Here is a 21,465-nt window from a genome sequence, read left to right as displayed (position 1 = left end):
GGATGACGGCCCACCCTTCTCCTCTGTTCACGGCGGCTCAGCGCGGCCAGTTCACCCGTTTCCCGCAGACGGATGAACGTATTCTCTCCCGGTACTACCTGCTCGACGCCGCCGATCTGCGGCTCGTGCGAGAGCGGCGGCGAGATTTCAACGAGCTGGGCTTCGCTGTGCAGCTCACTGTGCTGCGGCACCTGGGGCGCGCCCTGCGCCCCGGTGAGACACCGCCCGGGGAAGTGCTTGCGTTCCTCGCTGAGCAACTGCGGGTAGACCCGGCCTGTTACACCCAGTACGCGGCCCGCGACCCCACCAGGCGCGAGCACTTCGCGGCCCTGTGCCAGCGGCTAGGATATCGCGAGCTCTCCAGGCACCAGGGTGCGGAGCTGCGCGACTGGCTGGTGACGGTCGCCGTCGTCACTGACCAGCCCTTCGCCCTGATGAGTGCCTTGATGGACGAGGTGCGGCGGCGGCACCTCTTGGTGCCGCGTTTCAGCGTCCTCGAACGCTTGGTTCGTTCCGCCCGTGTCCGCGCCGATCAGCACACCTACGGCGTGCTCAATCCGCCCTTGGGGGGCGACCTCGCCGACCAGGTGGACGCCCTGTTGTCGCCCCAGGGCGATGAACCAGTCTCGCGCTTCGCGTGGCTGGCGCGGCCTGTGGGCGCACCCAAGCCCAAACACATCCTGACCCTGCTGGACAAGCTGGTCTTCGTGCGGACCTTCCCCGTGCAGGACAACCTGCGCTCTTTCCTGCCGCAGAGCCGCCTGGAGCATCTGGCGGAGGAAGCCCGGCGGCTGAGTGCTTCGCATCTCGCGGACTTTGAACCCCGGCGGCGCCGGGCCACGCTGATGGCCCGGCTGTTCGATCTCTCCGAGACCTTGACCGATGCCGTCCTCGATATGCACGACCGCGTGATGGTGTCGCTGCTGCGGGAAGGCGAGCGGGCCGCGGCGGAGATCTTCGGGCAGCAGGGACCACCGCTCGTCAAGCAGTTCGGCACCTTCAAGTCGGTGTGCGCGGCGGTGATCGCCGCGCGGGAGCAGGGGGCCGACCCCTATCAGGCCATTGAGGCGGTCGTGAACTGGCAACAGCTCGTGGAGACGGTGCGGGAGAAGGAGGTGATAAGTACCGAACAACTCGACCCCTTGCACCATGCCATGAAGGGCTATGCGAAGGTGCGAAGCTATGCCCCCCGGCTGCTGGCAGCCTTCACCTTCCAAGCGGAGGGCAAGGCGGTGCCCGTGGTCGAGGCGCTGAACCTCCTCCAAGAGATGTACGCGGCGAACAAGCGCACCTTACCTGAACACGTCCCCATCGGCTTTGTCCGGCAGAAGTGGGCCGGGCAGGTGTTCCGGGACGGGGAAATAGACCGCCGGGCCTATGAGCTGTGCGTGCTGGACGAGTTGCGGCTCGCGCTGCGAGCCGGAGACGTGTGGGTCACCGGGAGCCGGAAGTACAAGGACCTCGACGCCTACCTCCTGCCACAGGGCACCTGGCAGAAACGCCTCTCCGAGCTGTCCCTGGACCTGCCGGAGACGTTTGACGCCTTCTGGGCGGCCACGGAACCCAGGCTCACAGAGCAATTGCGTGAGGTGGCAGACCTGCTCGCCAGGGGCGAGCTGTCTTCCGTGTCAGTCCAACGCGGCAGGCTCAGGATCGGGAAGGTCACGCGGGCTGTACCCGACGAGGTGGAGCCTCTGAGGCGCAGGCTGAGCGCGCGACTCCCACGCGTGAAGATCACCGACCTGCTGCTAGAGGTCAACGCCTGGACCCGCTTCACGGGGGCCTTCCTGAATCTGCACAGTGGGAAGGAGGTGGACCGTCATGACCACCTGCTGACTGCCATCCTGGCGGACGGCCTAAATCTGGGATTGACCAAGATGGCGGAGGCCTTCCCGGACCCCGGCATGACTGCACGCCGCTTGATGTACCTCGCGGACTGGTTCCTCCGCCCTGACTCCTACGCGGCGGGTTTCGCCGAGCTGGTGAACTTCCAGTCCAAGCTGCCCCTAGCCTCTCTATGGGGAGACGGCACGACGAGCAGTTCCGACGGGCAACGCTTCCCGACAGGTGGGCGCGGGAAGACCTTCGGACACCTGAATGCGAAGTATGGCCGGGAACCGGGCATCCTGTTCTACACCCATGTCAGCGACCAGTACGCGCCCTTCCACACCAAGGTCATTACCGCCAATGTGCGTGACGCGCTGCATGTGCTTGACGGGCTGCTTTACCACCTGTCAGAGCTGAAGATCGAAGAGCACTACACCGACACGGCGGGGTACACCGAGCAGGTCTTCGCTCTCTGCCACCTTCTGGGCTTCCGCTTTGCGCCCAGAATTCGGGACCTGGGGGAGACCCGGCTGTACACGCCCGAGGTCGGCTCGGCCTATGGTCTGCTGGAGCCTCTGGTGGCCCAGCGGCTCAACCTACGCCTGATCCGCGAGCACTGGGACGAGTTGCGGCGGCTCACCGCCTCAATCAAGGCAGGCACGGTGACGGCTTCGTTGATGCTCTCCAAGCTCGCCTCGTATCCGCGCCAGAATGGCCTGGCGCTGGCCCTGCGCGAGCTGGGCCGCGTCCAGCGTACGCTCTTCACGCTGGAGTGGCTGCGTGACCCGGAGTTGCGCCGCCGGGTGCTGGCAGGACTGAACAAAGGGGAGGCGCTGCACGCCCTCAAACGGGCGGTGGCCTTCCACCGCAGCGGGGAGATTCGGGATCAGTCATTCGAGGCGCAGAGCAACCGCGCCAGCGGCCTGAATCTCGTGACGACGGCTATCGCGGTCTGGAACACGGTGTATTTGGAGCGCGCGGTGGAGGCCCTGCGCGGCGAGGGCATGGACGTGCCCGACGAGCTGCTGGCGCACGTATCGCCTTTGGGGTGGGAGCACATTGGGCTGACCGGCGACTACGTATGGCACCCCGAAGGGGTGCCCGCTAAAGGAGCCTATCGAGCGTTACGCGAGTAAAGTGCGTTGCAGACGGGCTTTTTCCTTAGCGTACTAAAATTTCCGGATCTTGTCCTATCCCCTGGACGGTGGTGATGGGGAGGCGTTCTTGTTCGAGGAGCGCCTGAGCTTCGGTGGGGGGGATGGCGGGGCGGTAGGGGCGTTCGCTGGTGAGGGCGTCCCAGACGTCGCAGGCGGCGATCAGGGCGGTGAGGGGGGGAAGATCGGAGAGGCCGTGGGGGTAGCCGCCGCCGTGTTCGCGTTCGTGGTGGTAGGCGATGGCGTGGAGGACGCAGGGGGGGCAGTCGGGCCAGAGGCGGGCGGTCATCTGGGCACCGAGGCGGGGGTGGCGGCGGACGTGGGCGAGTTCGTGGGGGGTCAGGCGCCTGGGGGCCTCCAGCAGACCGGGGGGGAGGCCGAGTTTGCCGAGGTCGTGGAGGAGTCCGGCGACAAAGGCGTGGTGGGGGTTGAGGCGGAGGTGGGGGGCGGTGAGGCAGGCGAGGTGGGCGACGCGCTGGGCGTGGTGGGGGTCGGGTTGCTCGCGGAGGAGGGTGTCGAGGTCCGGCGGCATATCTGGATGGTGGGGGCAGAGCGGGTTGGTCGCGATGTATATGGGACTAGGTTTGAGGAAATGCTGCAACAACACTCCAGTCACCGGACCCGCACATTCCACTGACGCGGCGCAGTTCAGCGGTGATCCATTACGCTCCAAGCGTAATCCGGTAGACTGTCTTCATGACGGCGCCTCCCGCCCCAACGTCCATCCCTTCAGCCTCACTCACGGTAGAAGCTCTCGCCGTGGCAGACGCCTACCGTCAGCGCACGAGCCGTCAGAACCTGCCAGCCCGTGAGAAAGATTTTCACCAGTGTGTCGAGTACCTCAGCAGCGTTCCCGGCTTCACCCTGGCAAGAGCAGAGGCCGGAGCGGAATTCCTGAAAGCCGAACTGGCACAGCAGCAAACCTTGTGGGTGCGCTTTGGCACCAACGGAGGCAATTACATTGCTGTGGCGCTGCCTTTTCTGACGCTGGCGGCTCTCTCGAATGCTCAGGTGCTCACGACGATCACGGCAATCATCAGCACCATCCTGCTGGGCATGGTTTTCGTCCTGGGTGCCAGGTTTGACGTCGTTCAGGATACTTACCGGATTGCTGAATCCCTGCTAAAGAGTGCGGCGAAATACCCCAAGAAGCACGATCAGGAGAAGGGTCAGGATGACGATCCCAACGCCCGTATCGTCGTCGCAAAGACTCAGGATGTGCTGGCGACTCTCAAGCGGGCGCAAACCATGATGATCAGGACAGTAATTATCGGCCTTGCTTCAGCTGCTGTTGCCGTCCTGATCATCAGAGTGATGAGCGGATGAATTGATAACACGCATGTGTCATGCCGTGCTGCTTACGCTCATGCGTGGGCAGCACTGTCTTTTCGGGTGCATCAGGAGGTTCGTGCCCCCAAATGCTTCATCACATGCTTCCGCATCACGCACCGAGCGCTAGGGCTTTAAGGGCCAAGCAGATCCGCATGCAGGGCCATCAGGGCGCTCTCCAGCGCCGGGGGCCAGGGGACTTCGCTCAAGATCATGGCCGCTTCCTCGGGTTCCCCGTGGACGTCCAGCGCTTGATCGGCGGTGCGCAGCGTCCGGCGTAAGTCGTGTAGGCGCTGTGCGGGCCACTGCCCTTCCAGAGCGTCCACCTGAGCGAGCAGGGCGGTGATCAACGCCCATTGGCGGTCTTCTGTGCGTTCCGGGGTCATGCGGGCATTCTCGCTCGGGTGTAGAGCGTCCCAGGCAGCAGGTTCCATCGGAAGGTCCTGCACAGGCTCTGGCCGGTGCTGAAGCGTGCGGGGGAAGGTGGGTGGGAGAGAGCGGCCGGAGGAAAGGCGGGAGCCAGGGCCAGGGCTGGGAAAAGGGCAGGGAGGTGGGGGGAATGGTGGCGATACTCAAACCCAGTCCCATATACTCCAGGCATGACCGACTGGCACATCCCCACCCAGAACGTCGAAGTCCTCACCCGCGCCTTCTCCCAGTACGAGGTCGAACGCATCGTCCCCATGCTCTGGGGCTCCCTCACCAACCACCGCCGCCACCAGTACATCACCAACCTCAAACCCATCTTCGAGCAAGCGAACGCCGACGGCATAGGCCTCCTCTCCCCTCCCCCAGACTTCCACGCCTGGCTCGACGCGCCTCTACGAACCACCCTCCGAGGCCCGAACACCGCCAAAGCCAACACCATCAGCACCCGATACTACACGTTGCGGACCATGTACGAGCACCTCATCCGTGAGGACGTCATCACCCGCAACCCCGCCCTCGGGTACAACGTTCCTCCCGGCGAGCGCAGCAGCACCCCACTCCCGACAAGTCAGGAGATCGAGAAGCTCCTCGCGTACCTCCAAAAGCACGATCCCCTTCTCTTCGCCGCCGCCACCCTCATCCACGAGCACGCCCTGCAATACACCGAACTCGAACGCCTCACCTGGAGTGCCTTCGACTTCAGCCAGGGGTTGTTGCTCCGCAACCGCACCGCCACCCGCCTCAGTGACCGGGCGATTGCCGCCGTCCAACCCCTTCTCTCCCAGGCAGGCGGTCCCCTGCACACCGAGGACGACTCCCGGAAAATCTTCGGGTTCGAAAACCGCGATGCCTTCCGGCTTCCCCTCTGGAAGGCCTGCAAGAACGCGGGGGTCGGCAACATCAGTCACCGGGAACTGAGGCTATGCGGGCTACGCGATCACCCGCAGCACCCCCAGGACCTCGGCTTCGTCAATGGGCAGGCGTGGGAGCGGGCCAGGCGGCACGCGGCCGGACTCGCCCAGCGGCTCACGGGGGAGGAATGACCCAGTGGGGAGGGCACGCGCGTGGCCTTTACCGGGAGCAGGCCAGCCCGCATCATGGACGCCACAGGCCCGCACGCTCCCGCTTCTCCTTCCCTGGTGCCCTCCTATGACGATCTCCACGGTCCCCTCTCCGGCCCACGACCACAACCAGCAAACCTTCGAGACGTGCATTGCGCTCGCGCTCCAGCTCGTCGCGAGTATCGAACTCGCCCCCGCCGTCGGGGACCCGGTTCCGACCTCGGAACACCTGCTGGATTTCGCGCGGCAGCTTGACCGGCACGCGGACGACCTCGCGCGGCTCGCCGGGCAACCGCACGCGAACATCGCCGGGCAGGGCTGGGCGCAGTATCAGCAGGTGCGGGGAGGCGGGACGACGCCGTTGCAGACCGCGTACTACGGGCTGCACACGGCGGCGTACCTGGGGTTGGGTGGGGGGCTGGCGACGGCGGTCATGCTGTCCGTCGTCGCGTGCGGCGTGCGGGAACTGGCCTTGACGGGACCTGAGCGCACGTATCACTGAGAGGAGCGCGGGCCGGTTCGCGGGAGCCTGGTGCAGGGTACAGCGCCTGTGCCCCTTTGCCGGGTGGTCCGAACACACGCTGGCGCCTGTTCAGAGGGGTTCGTGGAGCACGGCCGTGGTAAACGCCAACGCTTGTGCGGTCGGCTGTGACGTCAGCGCCTGGCGCAGCGTGGCGAGGCCTTCAGGAGACAACTCCGCCAGGGCCTGCAACGCGGCGGCTGACGCTTCTCGCTTCAGCTTGACCCGGAGCAGCGACCGCACCAGTTCCCGGGGGTCTGATGGCACGTTGTGTCCAGGGACGGCAGCATCCGGCCGGGGCTTGGCCTGGCGCTTGCGCTTGACGACGGGCGAGGCATCCGGCAAGGCGTACCCGTACTTCTCCGGGTTTTTGACCGCATCCACCACCGCCGCTGCCAGGGACCGGGGTTTCCAGCCGCCCTGCATGCGGAATTCCACCGCGTGAATCGCCGGGCGTACACGTTCCGGGTAATCCGCCGAGAGCGTTGCGGCCACCCCCGGCACCACCCCACGGGTCTTGAGTTCCGCGACCAGTTCCGGGTGCGCCGCCGCACGGAAGCGGTACGTGAGGAATCTCCGCGTGCCCCGGCCCTCATCCTCGACGGCATCCAGATACCCCTCCGCGATCAGGCGTTCGTGCGAGGCCTCCAAAGACCGCAGGGCCGCGTCCGTTCGCCCCCGCATTCCGCAGGCTTCCAACCAGTCGCGCAGGTTCACCCGCAGTTCCTGCGTCAGGTGCTCCCCCCGGATGCGGTGAGCGGCCAGACAGCGGTACAGGGCGCGGCTGGGCGTACTCCCGAGCCGCGCCATCAAGTCCCCGTCGAGAATCTGGTACAGGCCGTCGCGAATCAACGCCGCGAAGGTGGCCGTGAACACGACATCGACGTGGGAGTCGGCACTCACGCGTACGCCGGGCAGGGGCGCCATCCCTTCATCATTGTCCAACCACAGGTCCGAGATCAGGCCGGTGGAGGCCGTGCGGTTGTCCTCTGGACGGTACTTGCCCAGGGAGCGCGTGGTGAGTTCCCAGCGTACGGACGCGATCCGCAGCAGCCCCTCGCGCAGCCGAACGTAATCCTTGGCAGAACGTGACAGGCCGGTCATCGTGAGCAGCACCGCTGGAGGCACCCGCACGCGGTTGTTCTCCGGACAGCCCGCCCGGAAGAACAGGGTTTGCAACGCCAGCAGGATGTCACCGTCCAACCCATAGGGTCTCCCCCGGTGCGCGTGTCCCTCCACCCGGTAATGCACCCCATTTGCCTCGAATTCGGACACCCACTCGTGTTCTTTGGGTGCGGCCTGGGACGCACTCACGATGCCCGCCCGCGCGAGGTCGAGTTCGTTGATCCGCGCGTTGTCCACGCCCTTGATTGTAGTCATGGTCAACCCCTTCTTTTTGATCCTGATGATCTCTCAAGGCGAGGAGTTTTTCTCGATTTCATCGGCATCTGATGCCTGGAGTACCACACTTCTCCCGCACCGGAACCACACTTCTCCCGCAGAAGATCCACACTTTTCCCGCCCGAAATCCAGGGTTTGCCCGCACAGGCAACGCAGTTGACCCGCAGCCACAGGAGGCTTCAACGCGCCCTACGCGGGAAAAACGTGGCAACAGGGCGGGAAGACAGTGGTGGAGTTGCGGGGAAAGTGTGGAACTCGCACGGGGGAAGGCTGTGAGTGGCACGGGGAAAGTGTGGGACTTACGCGCTGAGCTGACGACTCACCTGCCCGGTCACATGCCACGCCACATTGGACACGCTCAATCCCCCCGGCAGCATCACGAACGGCACGCCCCGGTTGCGGGCTTCCTGCCGGATCAGGTTGTGCGCGTGCGGAATCCACCGCACCGCGAGAATCACGAGCGCCGTGTCCGGGCGAATGCGGACGCCCGCCGCGAGCCCGTTGTGGTACGCGTCCGTCGCCACCCAGTCCAGGCCCGCGAGTTCAAGTGAGCGGGTCAGGCTCCTCTCCCGCACGACCTCGCGCAAGGAGTTCGCTTCTCCGATTTGACCGCGAAATTCAGCCGTTTCTCCCCCCAATTCTGCTCGTTCCATTCCCCTGCGTAAGTCGGGAAACTTCGGGGTATGGTCACTCTGCGTAATCCTGAGGGGTGACGCACCCTGACCCTACGAGGACAGCTCTCCGGACACCGTACGTACTCCCCAGCCACGAAGCGTCCGTCTGCTCTTGACCCTCTCGTAATGTCACGGTTTAGGGTGAGCGTCGGAGGTACCCGTGGACATCAAAATCGGGGAACTGGCCCGGCGAACGGGTCTGACCATCCGCACCCTGCGCCATTACGACGCCCTAGGCCTGCTCAAGCCCAGCGGACGTACCCGGGCGGCCTACCGCCTGTACTCGCCCACTGACCTGACCCGTCTGCTGCACATCCAGAGCCTGAAAACGCTGGGCTTGACCCTGCCAGAGATTGGGCGGGCGCTAGACGATCCGGCCTACGACGCGCAGGAGGCTCTGCGGCAGCACATTGAGGTGTTGGAGACGCGCATCACCCAGGAGCGCCAACTGGTCCGCCGTCTGCGAGCCTTGCAGGGGGCCGCCGAGGTCGGCTGGACCGAGGTGGCGCAGACCATCGCGCTGACCCAACGCATTGCCCGGCAGGTGGGGCACTTTATGCAGGCGGCACAGGACATCGCGGGCCAGCTTTCCCTAAGTGAGGAACAGCTCCAGAGCCTCCAGAACCAGCCCCGGGATGCTGGCAGCGACGACTGGGAGACACTCCTGATCGATGTGTTCACGGCGCTGGAGGTCAGTCTTCCCTCCACTTCACCCGAAGCGCAGACACTGGCGACGCGCTGGCAGCAGCTCGTCAGGCAGACCACGGCTGACCGCCCCGAGGTCGCCCAGGCCATCGGCCAGGCCTACGAACACCACCTTCCGGCGGACTTGCACGCCGCCTGGACCTTTATCTCGGAGGCCCTGTCCTCCCAGCCAGACGGAGCCACGATGACGAACTCAAGCGCGGTGACTGACCTCCTCCACCCTGACAAGAATGTCCGCATCCGGGCAGCCCTGGACCTGGGGGCCGCTCAGCACCGGGCAGCCTTGCCGGAATTAATCGGGCGGCTGGGCAGTGAGCCGGATTTCTTCGTGCGCGAGAACCTGACCTGGGCCACCGTGCGGATGGGTCCGGACGCCGTGCCGCTCCTCCTTAAGTTGCTGGAGAGCCCAGACGCCGCGACCCGTTTGCAGGCGGTCCATACCCTCAGCAAGATCGCCGATCCCGCGAGTGCGGGCGCCTTGAACCGGGTGGTTCACGACCCGGATGACGAGGTGGCCCGCAAAGCCATCTTCGCCCTGGGACAGATGGGCAACCCGGAGGCCCTGAGCACGCTGATGGCAGGTATAGGCCATCCAGACCCTGAGCGGCGCACCACGCTGAGCACGGCCCTGGTGGCATTCGGTGAAGCCGCGCTGCGTCCGTTGCTGGAGACGCTCCGGCACCCGGACGGACAGAAACGGACCCATGCCGCAGACGTTCTGGGGTTGCTGGGCGATCCGGTCGCGGCGCCAGCCTTGACCGAAGCCCTACTGGACGATACCTGGGAGGTGCGGTTCGCGGCCCTCAGTGCCCTGGGTCATCTTCCGGGTGAGGACGCTCGGCGGGGCATCGAGCAGGCTGCACAGGTGGCGGACCCCCGGCTGCGGGCAGTGGCTCAGCGCCTGCTCGCTGACCGTCCTGAACAGGCAGGTTCTCTTCGCGAGAGGCTCGAACGGCGCCGCGTGCAGGGCCAGCGCACCCAGGCATGAGTTCAAGCGAGGGACGCGACAATGAGGCTGGTAGTGCATCCATCCTGAGTCCCATTCAAAACACGGCATGAGAGTCGCCAGGGGGCTCAGGACGACCGAGAGGACTCCAGCAACAGATCTTGGGCATAATCAATGCCAGGCCGAACCATGGACGCCGTACGGCGTCCGTGTTCTTAAGCTGTACGCGCCTCTACCCTTCGAAGTACCCTGACTGTTCGACAATCTCACGCCACGGAACGTACGTCGCTTCCGCCGCGGACCGTCCCGTGTTGTTCAGGTAGGCCCGCACGACCTGATAGCCAAGCGAGTAGCCCGCGTAATCCGGCAGACCCTGCTTGGGGTAGCCGAACTGCTCCGCTGCCCAATCCCCGAAAATGTACCCCTGCAACACAGGGAAGCCGCTGAGGTCCAGCGCGTCCCGAAAGCGTGGTTTGACCGCCGCGAGCTGCTCGGGGCTGAGGGCCGCCGAGTACGGTCCCACCAGGCCCGGATCACCGAGCACCTCGACCCCGAAGGCCTCGGCCAGTCCCTCGGCGACCAAGTACTGACCGACGGTGGTCTCAGGTGTCCACGGCTCGTAGGCGAAGCGCACGACATGGTTGAGTTCGTGCGCCGCCGCCACCGGCAAGCGCGGCGTGCCCACGGGATCGGGCCAGCCCGTCACCATCGCAAAGCTCGGCGTGTGGGCTCCAGTGTACGCCCCATAGTCGCGTTTGAGCACGCGCAAATGGCCGAGCAGGAACGCGAACTGAAGGTCCACCTCGAAGCCGTGCCCGCCCGGATCGAGGGCGTCAAATCCCCGATGCACCGCGTCTGCGCACTGCTGGGCCGTCCCCGCTGCCTCGAACGCAGCGATGGCCTCCAGGCCCGCCTCCCGATCATCGAGCGGGCTGTAGAATCCCCAGGCACCCGCCACTTCCAGGGCAGGATCGGTAGTCCCTTCGCCCACGGGTCGGCGGCTGAGCATGGTTTGCCAGAACGGTGCGATGGGTTCCATCACGCGGCTTCGGAAAAGGTCGAGCGACCCCGTTTCCAGGGCGGCTCTTTGACCCGCCAGGGTGTCGATGATCTGAACGGTCATGGTTCCGTACCTCCACCAGACAGCCTGAGGTCTACAACGGTTGTAGAGTCAAGCGGTGGCTGACCTGCTGACGATTGGCGAGGTGGCGAAACGCGCCGGGGTGAGTGTGCAAACCCTGCGTCACTACGACCGCCTTGGCCTGCTGGTCCCCACCCGGGTCAGTCCCTCCGGTTACCGCCTGTACTCGGAGGAGGACTGCACCCGGTTGGAACTGCTGCGCGCACTGCGGGGAGCGCACTTCGATCTGGAGACCATCGCGGGTCTGCTGGAAGGTACCTGCTCCCCCGCCCAGGCCGTCTCTTTGCAGTTGGAAGTCTTGGAGATGCAGCAGCGGGGGCTGCAACGCCAGCAGGTGCTGCTGCGGGCCGTGTCGCGCGGCCAACCGGAGTTCATCCTGCCCCGGCTGGGCCGACTCCAGAACCTGGCCCGCCTGGGGGCGCTGGAGCGTGAAACCTTCCTGGCCACCCACCTGAAACGCGCCATGGACGGGCAGACCGGCCACCCCGAGGTCTGGCGGGCGGCGGTGGAAGACCTGCCCGAAGACCTCACCGAGGAGGGGCTGGAAGCCTGGCTGGAGTTGGCGGAGCTGGTGACCGACGCGGGCTTCCAGCGAACCCTGGGGAATCAGACGCGGCCGGTGCCGGGAGTGCCGGCAGAGCAGGTGGAGGCCTGGGGCAACGCGGTCCAGGCCCTGTTGATCCTGGGGCGGGGGGCGGTGGGGGAGCAGCGCGATCCGGCGGACGCCGTGGCCCAGGCCCAACTGAGGGCAGGCCTGGAAACGCTCGCCCAGATGATGGGGCGCCAGGCAGACCGCCAGTTCATTCGCTGGTTTCTGGAGTACATGCAGTCCGTCTCCGATCCCCGGATGGACCGTTACTGGAGGCTGGTGGCTCACCTCAAGGGCTGGACGTACACCCCGGTCTACGCCCAGGGGATACGCTGGTTACTCGACGCGTTGGCGTATGCGGCCTCACCTTGAACCTGCCCCTCAGATCGTTGGCCAGGTCAGGGGTGAGCTGACCCCCAGCGACTGGGGCGCTTCAGCCGCTGCGGGTCAGGGAGCCACCCCCCGACAATGGCGTGATGCTCGCTCCAGGCCAGCCACACCTGGCGAGCCCACTCACGGAGTCGGTCATCTCGCTCGTCCCCTTCCGGCGCGGCCATCACATCGGCCACGGTCATGCCCCCACGTGACGGCGGCGCCGCGAGTCGGGGCCAGTCGTGTCGGGATCCCGCGAGCACCGCGTGCGCGTGCTGAACTTCCCGCCCATTGAAGCCCTGCTCGAACGTCAGGTACAGGCCGATGAGACCGAACGCCGTGGCGATGGCTTTGGAGCTGGGACCGTCATGTTGTGCGGCGTAGGCGTCCACGGCCAATTGGTGGAGAAAGCCCGGATCGGCGCGCTGCATGTTGTAGGCCGTCAGCTCCCCATACGTCGCCCAGCACGCGGGAGAAGCGCTGTAGTTCTCCGGCGCCACGCCATCCACATGGTCGAGCTTCAATCCACAACCGGGGCAGGCAGGAGTCATCTCCCCAATCTACTCAGGCCCGCTGGAGCAGGAACGGCCCTTGATCCTGCCGTAGCGTCAGGTGGTAATGCTCCAGGAAATCCTTCCAAAATCACCTGCCCACTTGCGAGGGTCGGGCACTCTGGAGGGGCTGGCTTGGGAAAGCAACGGAAAAATTGGCCGACGGACACCAAGGAGCACATCGTCCTGGCAGTGCTAGGGGGCCAGCTCAGCGTGGCTGAAGCTGCGCGACAGCACGGCGTCAACGAGAGCCTGATTCACACGTGGAAGGCACAGTTCCTGGAGGCAGGCCGTGCCCGCGTCTTGGGCAGAACGGCACCCGTATGGGGCCTGCCCGCCTCGCCGGAGACCGCCAGGGGGACCGTCAAACCGAGCTAGAACGCGAGAACGAACGCCTGAAAGTCCTGGTTGGCGAGAAGGAGCTCGCGCTCCAGATTGCAAAAAAAGTTCGGGGTCTCTGAGTCCGGCTCAGCTTCTCGCCGTCTACGAGGAGTTCCACAGAGACCATCCGCACCTGAGCCTGGCCAGCTTCGCTCGCGAAGCCGATGTTCCCGCCTGGAAGTTGCGGGACACCCGACAGCAGGCCGCTGGGCAAGCCCAGCGGGAAGTGCAGCAGCAGGCCCACCTGGAACGAATTCGTGAGGCTGCCCTGGAACATCCCACTTATGGCTATCGGCGCCTTCATCAGGTGCTGGCTCGGTCGGCAGCCCAGGAGCTGTCTGCTCCTGGGCACCTGGGGCTGCACACCATCCGCCTGGCCTTGGGGGAACTGAATCTTCAGCCCCCACTGGCCCGGAAAACCCGGAAGAAGGCCGTCCCAGCCGTCAGCGAAGCCTTGTGGCCCGCGGGACGTCGAGTTCAGGTGGACGCGACTCGGTTCAGCCTGGGAGATGGAATCTGCTGGGCTTACCTGGTGCTGGACGTAGAGACGCGGTGCCTGCTGCACCTCCACGTCGTCCGCAGTCTTTCAGCCAGCAGCGCGGTGACCGCGCTGCACACGGGTCTCCGGGTCCTGCGGGACCTGGGCATCACAGAGGAGGTGCTGGTCATGACCGATGGCGGCTCGGATTTCACCTCGACGGCCTTTCAGGACGCCTGCCAGGAGGTGGGGAGTTGGGTGCGGGCGAAGGTATCCCAGAAGGGGGGAATGGGCATTCTGGAGCGCACCAACCGAACGCTGAAATACGAGTTCGTCTTCCGCGAGGACTTCGCGAGCATGCAGGAATTGCGCGATGGGACCGTCCGATTCCGTGACTGGTACAACCAGGTCAGGCTCCACTCCGCTTTGGGGTACACCTGTCCCTGGGCTAAGCTGCTGGAAGTGGCGAAGTCTCGCAACGCTGCTTGAAGGATTTCCTGGAGCACTACCCGTCACCGCTTTTTCTGAATCACGTCCTTCATGGCGTCAATCTCCAAGCGCTGCTGACCGACGATCCGCAGGAGACGAGCGTTCTCCTTCTCCAAGCGACGAAGCGGCCAAGCCCCATACGGGTGCTGTTCTGGCCAAGACGCCGTTTGGCTTCGTCGGGGGTAGTGTCGCCGTACTTCTTCTTCCAGGTGTAGTAGGACGCGGTGCTGCATCCCAGGTCGCGGCACAGCTCCTCGACCGGTTTGTCGCCCTTTTTGGCGTCCTGGAGTAGCTTGATGATCTGGTCTTCGGAGAACTGACGGGTTTTCACAGAGGTCGCCTCGCTTTCCAGCCTAGGGCTGGGGGCGAGCCTGAGTCTCTAGTCCTGACCGTCCAGTTTTCGGGGGGCACTCCAGCCGGAAGGGGGGTAAGGACTCATCCCTCCTCGCAGGCTCTACGCGGGGTGGATGATCAGGCTGTCCAGGTCGCGGGGGTAGAGACTGAGCCGCTCTGCCCCGTCCTCTGTGACCACGATGGTATCCGAGTGCCGGAAGCCGGCCAAGTCAGGTACATACAAACCAGGCTCAACCGAAAAAATCATGCCGGGGAGGATGGGGGTCGGATCATCCAGGTCCAGAAAGGGGTGCTCGTGCCCTTCTAGGCCGAAGGCATGCCCGGTGTGATGACGCACCAAATGGTCAAGGCCGAGCTCGTCACGAATAAACTGCCGAACCTCCGTTTCAACGGAAGCGCACGTACGGCCCGGCCGGATTGCCTGCAATGCGACATCTTGGGCAGCCACCATAGCCTCGAAATACTCCACAAATTGGAGCGTTGGCTCACCCACGTGCATGGTGCGTTCAAGTTCACTCTCGTACCCACCAACAGTCCCGTAGGCACCAGTGACAAGAACATCGCTGACACGCACGCCCGTGTTGCGGTGCAGGCCGTGGGGGTAAGCGGTGTTGGCACCGGTGATGAACATGGTATTGGCAGGCAGACCCTCTCGGGCTTTCGGCACATAGGCGTCGCCGAGCGATTCCAGCATCTCGCGGGTGGCCTGCAGACTGGCTCCATGGGACACCAGCAGTTCATTGCTGCCCACAGTGATGGCGTCTTGCATCAACCGGTGTGCATGGTCGCCCCAGCGGCAAGCCTCACGGATGAGGGCAACCTCGGCGGGACTTTTCACGGCCCGTTGATCGTCGATCAACTCAAGCTTGACTCGAACCGGCGTCTCCAACACAGCGGATAACACGGGACCACGGTAACCCCACCGGTTCTCATAGCCGTCATGGTCCGCCGCAATACGTCGTGCCTGTGGAAACTGCTGGCGCAGGTGCGCACCCAGCACCTGAAGAGGATGTCGGCCGCTCCCGCCCCCAGGATATTCCGGGTAGGTAACCGGAGCAGGCAGATCCGGGCATTGAGAGGCGAAATGGCTGGCTTCGATGTCCGGAAGAAGCACGCTCACTGCCCCGTCGCTGCTGAGAAGCAGCGCGACAGGGCGCTCGGTGGCCGCAAAGAAAAAGCCTGTCAGGTAAGCCACACGGGTGGGGCCAAACACGACCATCAGGTCGAGTTCCTGTTGCTGCAAAGTGAGGGCGAGCTGCGTACGCCTGGCTGCATACTCGACTGCACCGATCTCAAGTCGGGTCGCGATCATGATGGCCTCAGTTCTGGGTCCTGCTGCGGTTGCAAGATCAGGTCGCTGGCCGCACGGTGGGCCACACCTTTCACATACCCACTAAGCTCAGGCACACGGATTTTGGTGATTCGCGCAGTGGGACCGGCGATGCCGATGGTGGCAATCACTTTGCCGGCGCCGTTGAGGATAGGCGCGCTCAGGCACCGTACGCCGATTTCACGCTCTTCATTGTCTTCCGCGTGGCCCTGATCCCGGACCTGTTGTAGCTCGGCCTCAAGCTGCACCGGGTCCACGATTGTGTTGGGAGTACGGGGCCGAAGACCGGTTTTGCGAATGATGTCGTCCACACGTGCCGGGGGAAGATCGGCCAGGAACAGCTTGCCGACATCACTGCAGTAGAGGGGAGCGACAGAACCTGGGGTCGTGAACATCCGCACCATGCTGAGGGGTTCAAGCTGGCTGAGGTACATGGCGGTCGTACCGTAGAGCTCTGCCAGATGGGCCGCTTCGCCGGTGAGATCAACCAGTTCCTGCAGATAGGGGCGAACGCGCCGCACCAAGTCGTAGCGGAGGTACAACGAGCGACTGATCTGCACGATTTCTGGACCAATATCGTAGCGTTTGGTGCTGGGGTCCTGATGGATATACCCTTTGCTAGAAAGCGTCTGCATCATCCGGTGGATGGTGCTGGGGGCCAGCTCCATCGCGTGAGAGAGTTCAGCGATGCCAAGTGGACGTTGGGCTTCAACGATGGTGTTGATCAGATCGAGAGCCCGTTCCACACTTTGAATATTTTCACTCATGTCTGGAGCCCGTCTGTTCAGCCCTGAAACATCTGAAGGCTGCGTGGAGAGTGCATCTCGCCGTAGAGGGACGCGATAAAGGCGGGGCGCTGTTCAGGGGTGATGCGTTCGCGGACCGTGCGCACAGCCTCATCGCCGAACCAGTACGACGCGATAAATGGCCCACGGAAACTGTAGCTGGCAAAGCGAATCCGGCCCTCGATCCATACCTTCTGTCCAAAACAGGTGCGTTCGAGGAAGTCATAGACCCGGTCTTCCGGCCAGCCCTCGCCCATCTGGTACCAGGCGCCACTCGTCGCGGCCGAACTTCTCAGACGGCGCAGGGTCATGTAGATGGCGTCGTCCGTGCTGTCCACCCAGTCAATCAAATGGATGCCTTGATCCCCGATACCCTCCTGGATGCAGCCGGTCACCGCATTAGCGGTGCACAACAGCACGTCAGGCGTACTTTCCCCACGCTCCGCGTAATCCCGCGTGTAGAGCAGCTGGGTCGAGTGACCAGGGAAGACCTCATGGGCCACCAAGTGCTTGAGGGCCGAGCGGGTAAAATTGAGATCAACATTGAGATCCATCTGACCTACACTGAAGTTGCAGCGGGCGGTAAAAGGAACGCCACGAACCATATTCAGGTTCATGTGGTAATCGCCCGTGGGATAGATCATCGTGTCAGTGCGCTGCTGCGCCGTCGCCATCAGGGCCGTGAAGGTCTGTTCGAGTTGGTCTTGTGGAAGGTACCGTTCTGCTTCCCAGCGGGCGGTCCGCTCCGCCAACGTTCCGTGAGCGTAGCCAGCGTCGGTGAGCAGGCGGTCCAGGTCACCTTGGATCGCCTGCAGCTGGTCGTTGCTGATCGGGGCAGCGGGGACGCCCACCAGTTGCTCGAGTTTTTCTTTGAAGCTCAGCTCCTCACCCTCGAACAGACGAGCGGCAGTCTTGAGCGACCGGAGCATGTCCTCGAGAAACGCGCGCCGGGCACCATTGGGATACGGCAGCACTTCACGCTCCAGGTCGGCAAGCTCCGTGTGCACAGTATCCCAGTCGTCAAATTGTGGTGCCGGAACAACGTGTTCGCCGAGGTAGATCGGCACCAGCCCTTCGCTGTCGAGCACACCATGGCCGCGCGAGAGCCGGCGTTCCAGGTGGTCCATCCCGATGGTGAGTGCAGTAAGACGGCGGCCGACCTGATGGTCGCGGGCGGTGTGATCCTGAGTTTGCATGGGAGCCTCCACCGCCATCATACCCGAAATTCCGCTAGATGGAATACGAAAGGCGACTCACTATTCCGCTAGGTGGAATCCAGATGCGGAAAACGTCTTGACTTTGGCGCATTCAGGCCCGTACACTTGCCCTCAACACCACATGCAAGTGTGTTACCCCAGCCCTTCCAGGGGGCAGGGCAAGGAGGCTTTGGATATGGCGAAGCAACAGCGGCACCAGTATTCCACGTTCCGAAATTCAGTCCGCACCGCATTGCTGTCTACCATTCTGCTGGGCGGAATGGCTGCGGCGCAGCAACGGGGAGGGACACTGACGGTCGGCCTCAGCTACGACATCGATACCCTGAACGTGTACAGCACCGGCTTCCTACATGATGCTGTCGCTCCTGTGATCGAAGGCCTCCTTGCCCCAGATAAGAACGCCAAATACGTGCCGGTATTGGCCCGCGAAGTCCCTACGGTCCGCAACGGCGGGATCAAGGTCGCGGCAGACGGTAAAACCATGGTCATCACCTACAAGCTCAGGCCCAACGTCAAATGGCATGATGGCAAGCCCTTTACGTCCGCCGACGTCAAATTCACGTGGGAAGCCGTCAAGAACCCGAAGTTTATTGCAGAGAGCAAGTCTGGTACCGAGGACATTTCGCGGATCGAGACGCCTGACCCTCTGACCGCCGTCGTGTACTACAAGCGCGTCGCCCCCGACTTCGCCAGCACACTGTTTACCTTTGGGATTCTGCCTAGGCACGCGCTGATCGGCAAAGACCTCAACACGGACGTCTACAACACGAAGCCGCTCGGCACCGGACCTTTTATCGTCAAAGAGTTCCGGCGTGGGCAATACGTCGCGCTGGTTCGCAACCCCAACTACTGGCGCAAGGATGCCAAGGGCCAGTCTCTGCCCTATCTCGACGCCATGAACTTCAAGATCATCCCGGACAGCAACACGCTGGTTGCCCAGTTGCGCTCCGGTGAAGTTCAGATGGCATACAACGTGCCGTACGCACAGGTCAAACAGTTGGACGCCCTCGCAGGGATGAAAGTCGTGCAGAACAAGGTGCTGTCGTGGCAACACCTCGACTTCAACTTCAAGGGTCCAGCCGCGTTGCGTGACATCGCGGTCCGTCAGGCCTTTGCGCACGCCATCAACCGCGGCGCCATTTCCAAGGCGCTCGGAGGCTACCCGCAGGTGATCGACAGCGTGGTCGTGCCGGTCTTCGACACGTACAACCGGAACGTCCCACGGTATCCCTACAGCGTGACCCGGGCCAACGCCATCCTGGATGCGGCGGGCTACCGGCGCGGCGCCGACGGCATTCGTGCCAAGAACGGGCAGCGCCTCAGCTTCAGGATCATGGTGCAGGCTGGCCGCGCCAATGACGAGGTGGCGCAGCAAGTCATCATTGCCAATCTCAAGGCCGTCGGCATCGAGCTCAAACCCGATAACAAGTCGGGGGTCGCCTTCCGTGAAGCACGCTACAACGGCAGCTACGACATCTGGTACGGCGGCTGGATCACCTCCGCCGATCCGGTCTACAGCGTGTTCTTCGGCAGCAAGGGCGTCAACAATGGCCAGGCCTACAGCAACCCCAGGATCGATCAACTGCTGACCCGGGCAGAGTCCACCCTGGATGCGACCGCCCAGCGCACAGCACTGTTGGCCTTCCAGACCGAGCTGATGAAGGACCTGCCCTCACTGCCGCTTACCACGAACATCTCCATGATTGCGGTGACCGACAAACTCGTCAATTTTGTACCGAACCCGACCAACATGACGAACTTTGTCGATGTAGCCGAGTGGTATCTGCGCAGGTAAGTCGAGCGAGCGGAAGGGGGATGATCCTCCTTCCGCTCACTTCTGAGGTGCGAGCGTGAATGTCAATTTCCTTCTCAAGCGGCTTGCCGGTATGTTGCCGCTTCTCCTGGGCGTGTCCCTGATTCTGTTCGGCATCCTGCATCTGGCACCGGGGACTCCCCTCGACGTCTATGCAGACAACCCGAGTGTCAGTCCGGAAGCCCTGGAGCAGATGCGACTCGCGCTGGGGCTGGACCAGCCGGCCCACATTCAGTACTTCCACTGGGTCCGTGGGTTCCTCACGGGCGAGTGGGGGTATTCCATCCGGACCGGTCAGCCGGTGACCCGTGAGGTCGTGGAGCATCTCGGGCCCACCCTGCTCCTTGGTGGAACCAGCTTCCTGCTCGCGCTTCTTCTGGCTGTGCCCCTGGGCGTGGTCAGTGCACTGCGGCGCTCCAGTGCCGTGGATTACGGCATCACCTTCGCCTCGTTTCTCGGCATCAGCATGCCGGTGTTCTGGCTCGCGCTGATGCTGCAGCTGCTCTTCTCGGTGCAGTGGCGACTGCTGCCCTCGGCCGGGATGACCACCATCGGCGACGGTTCTCCACTCGACCTGGCGCGGCACCTGATCCTGCCGGCCTGTATCCTGGCCTTTGCCAACGTGGCGGGCTGGAGCCGGTATATGCGCTCCAGCATGGTCGACGTGCTTAGCCAGGACTACGTGCGCACCGCGAAGGCCAAAGGACTTCCCGGGCGTCAGGTGGTGTACCGTCACGCCCTACGCAACGCGCTGCTCCCCATGATCACCGTGATTGCCCTCGACTTTGCCGGCATTGTCTCCGGTGCCGTCATTACCGAGACCATCTTCGCGTGGCCAGGGATCGGCCGGTTGTTTATCGAAAGCATGAATGGCCGCGATTACCCCGTGTTGTTGGCGCTGATGATGATCGGATCGTTGGTCTTGCTGATCTCCAACCTGTTGTCAGACATCGCCTACGCCATCGCGGATCCGAGGATCTCGTATGAGTAAGCTGACGGCGCCCCAACTGGCCCCCATCCAGATACCGCGCCCCGCGGACAGTCCCGGGCGCCGGTTCCTCCGGAGCTTTCTGAAGCATCGCCTCGCCGTGATTGGCCTGCTGACCCTGATTGTCCTGGGCCTTCTCGCGGCGTGCGCGCCTTTCCTGACGTCCTACACCTACGATGGACAGGACTTCGACATCATCGGTCAGCCGCAGGCACCCAGCCGCACGTACCCGATGGGTACCGATGAGCTGGGACGCGATGCGTTTACCCGGGTCCTGTATGGCGCCCGAATCTCGCTGATGGTCGGCGTCCTGAGCGCACTGATCTCTACAGGACTGGGTGTCCTGATAGGCGCGCTTTCCGGCTTCTACCGCGGGTCTGTGGATACCACGCTGATGCGCTTTACCGACGTCATGCTGAGCATCCCGCTGTTGCCCCTGGTGATCTTGCTGTCCGGAATGATGCGTCCCAGCGTGGCCCTGCTGATCTGCATCATCGGCGGACTGGGATGGATGGGGACGGCGCGGCTGGTCAGAGGCCTGTTTCTCAGCCTCCGCGAACGCGAGTACATCGAAGCCTCCCGTGCACTGGGGGGCAGCAACAACCGCATCATGTTCCGTCACATCCTGCCCAACGCCATTGGTCCGATCGTGGTATCCACGACCCTCGCGGTCGGGTCGGGCATCATGCTCGAATCCGCCCTGTCGTTTCTGGGCATGGGTGTGCAGCCCCCTACGCCCACCTGGGGCAATCTGCTGAACAACGCCAGCCAGTGGCTGAGCGGCGCGCCCTGGCTCGCGATCTTTCCGGGTCTGATGATCCTGATCACGGTGCTGGCCGTGAACTTCCTGGGTGACGGCCTCCGAGACGCCCTCGATCCACGCAGCTGATCCTGAGACGGGGTGGCAGACCCCGTCTCTCTCGCCTCTCTC

21 protein-coding genes are annotated in these 21,465 nt (G+C 63.9%); 11 read left to right on the top strand and 10 right to left on the bottom strand.

Annotated features, from left to right (window positions below; translation table 11 throughout):
- Positions 1-2: 2 nt before the first annotated feature.
- Positions 3-2,963: a Tn3 family transposase gene (locus tag F8S09_RS14735; protein ID WP_152872231.1), complete on the top strand. Its 2,961-nt coding sequence runs from the start codon at positions 3-5 to the stop codon at positions 2,961-2,963.
- Between the two features lie 25 nt (positions 2,964-2,988).
- On the opposite strand, the gene F8S09_RS14730 is transcribed toward F8S09_RS14735, so the two are convergent.
- Complete coding sequence (locus F8S09_RS14730; RefSeq protein ID WP_152872230.1) at positions 2,989-3,513, bottom strand: HD-GYP domain-containing protein; 525 nt, start codon at positions 3,511-3,513, stop codon at positions 2,989-2,991.
- A gap of 164 nt (positions 3,514-3,677) precedes the next feature.
- Between F8S09_RS14730 and F8S09_RS14725 the strand changes: the two genes are divergently transcribed.
- Positions 3,678-4,307: a hypothetical protein gene (locus F8S09_RS14725; protein ID WP_152872229.1), complete on the top strand. Its 630-nt coding sequence runs from the start codon at positions 3,678-3,680 to the stop codon at positions 4,305-4,307.
- A gap of 137 nt (positions 4,308-4,444) precedes the next feature.
- On the opposite strand, the gene F8S09_RS14720 is transcribed toward F8S09_RS14725, so the two are convergent.
- Complete coding sequence (locus tag F8S09_RS14720) at positions 4,445-4,696, bottom strand: hypothetical protein (protein ID WP_152872228.1); 252 nt, start codon at positions 4,694-4,696, stop codon at positions 4,445-4,447.
- A 213-nt stretch (positions 4,697-4,909) separates the two neighbouring features.
- Between F8S09_RS14720 and F8S09_RS14715 the strand changes: the two genes are divergently transcribed.
- Together F8S09_RS14715 and F8S09_RS14710 are read left to right on the top strand one after the other, a co-directional pair.
- Positions 4,910-5,782: a hypothetical protein gene (locus tag F8S09_RS14715; RefSeq protein ID WP_152872227.1), complete on the top strand. Its 873-nt coding sequence runs from the start codon at positions 4,910-4,912 to the stop codon at positions 5,780-5,782.
- Between the two features lie 106 nt (positions 5,783-5,888).
- The gene (locus F8S09_RS14710) at positions 5,889-6,302 is read left to right on the top strand and encodes a hypothetical protein (protein ID WP_152872226.1); all 414 of its coding nucleotides are present in this window, start codon (positions 5,889-5,891) and stop codon (positions 6,300-6,302) included.
- Between the two features lie 90 nt (positions 6,303-6,392).
- Here the strand turns inward: F8S09_RS14710 and F8S09_RS14705 are convergent, their stop codons facing one another.
- A complete protein-coding gene (locus tag F8S09_RS14705; RefSeq protein WP_152872225.1) occupies positions 6,393-7,700 on the bottom strand; it encodes a replication initiator protein A in 1,308 nt (435 codons plus the stop codon).
- 320 nt (positions 7,701-8,020) lie between these two features.
- Positions 8,021-8,308, bottom strand: coding sequence for a hypothetical protein (locus F8S09_RS17730; protein ID WP_194165370.1), 288 nt, complete (start codon positions 8,306-8,308; stop codon positions 8,021-8,023).
- 247 nt (positions 8,309-8,555) lie between these two features.
- On the opposite strand from F8S09_RS17730, the gene F8S09_RS14695 reads away from it, so the two are divergent.
- On the top strand, positions 8,556-10,088 hold the full coding sequence (locus F8S09_RS14695; protein WP_152872224.1) for a HEAT repeat domain-containing protein: 1,533 nt from the start codon (positions 8,556-8,558) through the stop codon (positions 10,086-10,088).
- A 190-nt stretch (positions 10,089-10,278) separates the two neighbouring features.
- On the opposite strand, the gene F8S09_RS14690 is transcribed toward F8S09_RS14695, so the two are convergent.
- Positions 10,279-11,169, bottom strand: a complete 891-nt coding sequence (locus tag F8S09_RS14690; protein WP_152872223.1) for a DUF2268 domain-containing protein — start codon at positions 11,167-11,169, stop codon at positions 10,279-10,281.
- Positions 11,170-11,224: 55 nt separating this feature from the next.
- Between F8S09_RS14690 and F8S09_RS14685 the strand changes: the two genes are divergently transcribed.
- Positions 11,225-12,148, top strand: coding sequence for a MerR family transcriptional regulator (locus F8S09_RS14685; protein ID WP_152872222.1), 924 nt, complete (start codon positions 11,225-11,227; stop codon positions 12,146-12,148).
- 26 nt (positions 12,149-12,174) lie between these two features.
- Here the strand turns inward: F8S09_RS14685 and F8S09_RS14680 are convergent, their stop codons facing one another.
- The gene (locus tag F8S09_RS14680) at positions 12,175-12,699 is read right to left on the bottom strand and encodes a DUF5946 family protein (protein WP_194165369.1); all 525 of its coding nucleotides are present in this window, start codon (positions 12,697-12,699) and stop codon (positions 12,175-12,177) included.
- Here F8S09_RS14680 and F8S09_RS18360 point away from each other — a divergent pair.
- Both F8S09_RS18360 and F8S09_RS14670 read left to right on the top strand, forming a co-directional pair.
- Entirely contained in the window at positions 12,658-13,077 is a 420-nt protein-coding gene (locus tag F8S09_RS18360; protein ID WP_227978724.1) for a transposase, read from the top strand. The two genes, F8S09_RS14680 and F8S09_RS18360, sit on opposite strands and share 42 nt — an antisense overlap.
- A 229-nt stretch (positions 13,078-13,306) precedes the next feature.
- Positions 13,307-14,047: an integrase core domain-containing protein gene (locus F8S09_RS14670; RefSeq protein ID WP_322618860.1), complete on the top strand. Its 741-nt coding sequence runs from the start codon at positions 13,307-13,309 to the stop codon at positions 14,045-14,047.
- A 49-nt stretch (positions 14,048-14,096) separates the two neighbouring features.
- On the opposite strand, the gene F8S09_RS14665 is transcribed toward F8S09_RS14670, so the two are convergent.
- From F8S09_RS14665 to F8S09_RS14650, 4 genes are all read right to left on the bottom strand, one after another.
- On the bottom strand, positions 14,097-14,378 hold the full coding sequence (locus F8S09_RS14665; protein WP_194165368.1) for a transposase: 282 nt from the start codon (positions 14,376-14,378) through the stop codon (positions 14,097-14,099).
- Between the two features lie 123 nt (positions 14,379-14,501).
- Positions 14,502-15,713, bottom strand: coding sequence for a M24 family metallopeptidase (locus tag F8S09_RS14660; protein ID WP_152872220.1), 1,212 nt, complete (start codon positions 15,711-15,713; stop codon positions 14,502-14,504).
- The gene (locus F8S09_RS14655) at positions 15,710-16,498 is read right to left on the bottom strand and encodes an IclR family transcriptional regulator (RefSeq protein WP_152872219.1); all 789 of its coding nucleotides are present in this window, start codon (positions 16,496-16,498) and stop codon (positions 15,710-15,712) included. The genes F8S09_RS14660 and F8S09_RS14655 overlap by 4 nt, the downstream gene beginning before the upstream one ends.
- A gap of 17 nt (positions 16,499-16,515) precedes the next feature.
- Positions 16,516-17,712 (bottom strand): hypothetical protein, encoded by a 1,197-nt coding sequence (locus F8S09_RS14650; protein ID WP_227978722.1) that lies wholly within the window; start codon positions 17,710-17,712, stop codon positions 16,516-16,518.
- A 196-nt stretch (positions 17,713-17,908) separates the two neighbouring features.
- Between F8S09_RS14650 and F8S09_RS14645 the strand changes: the two genes are divergently transcribed.
- From F8S09_RS14645 to F8S09_RS14635, 3 genes are read left to right on the top strand one after another with little or no spacing between them, the layout of a single operon-like run.
- Positions 17,909-19,528 (top strand): peptide ABC transporter substrate-binding protein, encoded by a 1,620-nt coding sequence (locus F8S09_RS14645; protein WP_227978721.1) that lies wholly within the window; start codon positions 17,909-17,911, stop codon positions 19,526-19,528.
- 55 nt (positions 19,529-19,583) lie between these two features.
- A complete protein-coding gene (locus F8S09_RS14640; RefSeq protein ID WP_322618859.1) occupies positions 19,584-20,537 on the top strand; it encodes an ABC transporter permease in 954 nt (317 codons plus the stop codon).
- Positions 20,530-21,423 (top strand): ABC transporter permease, encoded by an 894-nt coding sequence (locus F8S09_RS14635; RefSeq protein ID WP_152872218.1) that lies wholly within the window; start codon positions 20,530-20,532, stop codon positions 21,421-21,423. Before F8S09_RS14640 ends, F8S09_RS14635 begins: the two co-directional genes overlap by 8 nt.
- Positions 21,424-21,465 lie beyond the last annotated feature (42 nt).

It is taken from the genome of Deinococcus terrestris (assembly GCF_009377345.1).
GTDB classification, from domain to species: Bacteria; Deinococcota; Deinococci; order Deinococcales; family Deinococcaceae; genus Deinococcus; species Deinococcus terrestris.
The sequence above is the reverse complement of the archived record's forward strand: the minus strand, read 5'-3'. Positions and strand labels throughout refer to the sequence as shown.